Here is a 2844-nt window from a genome sequence, read left to right as displayed (position 1 = left end):
CAATGTGCTTTTTCAACTTTCAACCTTTAGTCAGTTGTATGGGAACTGCTATCTTCAGCAGACTTTTCGACTGGCTCATCATTTTTAGTGATCTTGATCACGCCATCTTCAAGTCGAGCAGATAAGTTCTTATTGTTAGGATTGTCAAGATAATAATCAGCTATCTTATCTTCTAGTTGTTCTTGAATAACACGGCGTAATGGACGTGCACCCATCTTCGGGTCATAACCAAGGTCAACTAATTTATCAGCAACTGGACCAGTAACGTGAAGTTCGATCCCTTTAGCAGCCAACATTTCGTTAACGTCATCTAACATTAAGGAAACAATGTGATGCAAATTCTCCTTGGATAAAGCATTAAATTCAACGATACCGTCAAAACGGTTCAAGAATTCAGGTTTGAAGTATTTGGATAAGCTGTTCAAAATTGAATGAGTCTCACCGGAAGCTTCAGCACCAAAACCTACGGAAGAAACAGAATCACCACTGCCGGCGTTAGAAGTCATGATGATGATCGTATCCTTAAAGGACACTGTCCGACCCTGAGAATCTGTTAAACGTCCATCATCTAAGATCTGTAAGAATGTGTGCAAAACATCCGGATGGGCCTTTTCAACTTCATCCAACAAAATCAAGCTGTATGGGTGACGCCGAACTTGTTCGGTTAATTGACCAGCTTCTTCATAGCCAACATATCCTGGCGGTGAACCAATCAGTTTCGAAACTGAGAATTTCTCCATATATTCACTCATATCAAAGCGGATCATTGCATCTTCGGTTCCGAATAACTCACGAGCTAATTGCTTAGCAGTTTCAGTTTTACCAACACCGGTTGGACCAACGAATAAGAAAGAACCAATCGGACGGCCGGATTTGTTAAAGCCGACCCGGTTACGCCGGATCGCCCGCGCAACCTTCGTCACAGCTTGGTCTTGCCCGATCACATGCTGTTCTAGTGAATTTGCTAAATTCTTCAGTTGTGTTTGCTCTTTTTCTTTTAATTCGCCAACTGGAATGTCTGTTTTTTCTTCGACGATCTTTTCCATATCTTTTTCAGTGATCTCAGGAGTCGACTCATCAGTCGTCGAGTTTTCCTTCATCTTATTGAACTTGGAAACTTGATCACGATAGTAAGCAGCTTTTTCATAGTCCTCAGCTTTCAAAGCGGCCTGCTTTTCTTCTTCAGCCTTGTTGATTTTTTCATCCATCACTGCTGGATCAACTGTATGAATCGTTAGGTTTTTCTTCGAGCCGGCTTCATCCAAGAGGTCAATTGCTTTATCAGGCAAGAAACGGTCTTGAATATAACGGTCTGATAGAGTAGCTGCAGCTTCCAAAGATTTTTCAGAAAACTTAACGTGATGATAATCTTCATATTTGCCACTGACCCCTTGCAAGATCTTGATCGTTTCTTCAACCGAAGGTTCATCGACTTGGATCGGTTGTAAACGACGAGCTAAGGCAGCATCTTTTTCAATCGTCCGATATTCATTTAATGTTGTAGCACCGACCAATTGCAGTTCGCCACGAGCCAGGGCTGGTTTCAAAACGTTACCCGCGTCCATACCGCCTTCGGCATTGCCAGCACCCACGATCTCATGAATTTCATCAATAAAGAGGATCGTATTCTTCTCTTTTTTCAATTCATCCATTAATTGTTTCATCCGCTCTTCGAACTGACCACGGATCCCCGTGCCCTGAACGAGTGAAACAACATCTAAGCGGACAACTTTTTTATTTTGCAATTTTTGCGGAACATCATTATCAACAATTTTTTGGGCCAAGCCTTCAACAACAGCTGTTTTACCAACACCAGCTTCACCGATCAAGACTGGATTATTTTTTGTTCGCCGGTTTAAGATCTCGATCACGCGCTCAATTTCTTTATCTCTACCGATCACTGGGTCGATCCTGCCATTTTGAGCCTCATTAGTAAGGTCCAGGCCATACTGACCGAGGATCGTATTGCTACCGTTATTGCGGCCATTACCGCCAGCAGCTTGAGTTGGCGGAACTTGTCCTTGTCTTTGTGCACCTTGTTGGTCACTAGACATTGCTCGGAATAAGTCGTCTAGGTTACCAAAACCAAATGGATCTTGCATCATGGAACTAGAACGACCGTTATTCCCAGCTTGATCTTTTAACTTCTGATAACAGTTTTGGCAAAGATCGATCGAAGTTTGCCGACCGTTGATACTAGTTGTCAAATGGATCGTTGCTGGGTTCTGATGACAATTTTGACATAACATATATTTTTTCACGACCTTTCGTAAGATCAGGTTTTGAAAGTCAAAAATCATTTGACCTTCTTTGACCTTTATGGTTTTATTATACAAAGTTCTGAGAAAACTTCAAGCTATACGCTTAGAAAAATATTTGTTTTTCATGCTATAATTGCATTCGGAATTAAATAAGGAAAGAAGGGGCAGTTATGAGCAAAGATTATCAGCAGATGTTAGAGCAGATACGTTCGGGTGAATTAGAGGAATTCGAGATCAATACGGACGAATTTATGGACTTTCAAAAAGTTTTGATGGAGTATTCGCATCGCAAAAAAGTTGTGGGGAGTGCTAAACGCGGCGGTGGAGCTGTCTATCACTATGATCACACATCGGAGCATGAATAAGATTATTTTATCTGTAAGATGTAGTTTAATATGATGAAAATGAATTGTGCAAAAGATAGTTTTCAATTCAATTAATGAAAAACTATGAAAATACAATCGCATAGGGTAGCACCTTGTTTAAACATTAGCTACACGCAGAACCTTTGATTTTAGCGCTTTATCGCGTGAACTCATATGATTGGAAAGCAAGTTAGCGTAAAGTATTTGTGGGTGGAAGT

General features: G+C 41.0%; 2 protein-coding genes. One reads left to right on the top strand and one right to left on the bottom strand.

What is annotated here, in order from left to right; genetic code table 11:
- Positions 1 to 26 precede the first annotated feature (26 nt).
- The gene (locus tag FC65_RS09940) at positions 27 to 2249 is read right to left on the bottom strand and encodes an ATP-dependent Clp protease ATP-binding subunit (RefSeq protein WP_056972554.1); all 2223 of its coding nucleotides are present in this window, start codon (positions 2247 to 2249) and stop codon (positions 27 to 29) included.
- A gap of 182 nt (positions 2250 to 2431) precedes the next feature.
- Between FC65_RS09940 and FC65_RS09935 the strand changes: the two genes are divergently transcribed.
- Positions 2432 to 2626, top strand: coding sequence for a hypothetical protein (locus FC65_RS09935; protein WP_010497036.1), 195 nt, complete (start codon positions 2432 to 2434; stop codon positions 2624 to 2626).
- Positions 2627 to 2844 lie beyond the last annotated feature (218 nt).

Source organism: Ligilactobacillus acidipiscis DSM 15836, assembly GCF_001435755.1.
Classification (GTDB): Bacteria; Bacillota; Bacilli; order Lactobacillales; family Lactobacillaceae; genus Ligilactobacillus; species Ligilactobacillus acidipiscis.
The sequence above is the reverse complement of the archived record's forward strand: the minus strand, read 5'-3'. Positions and strand labels throughout refer to the sequence as shown.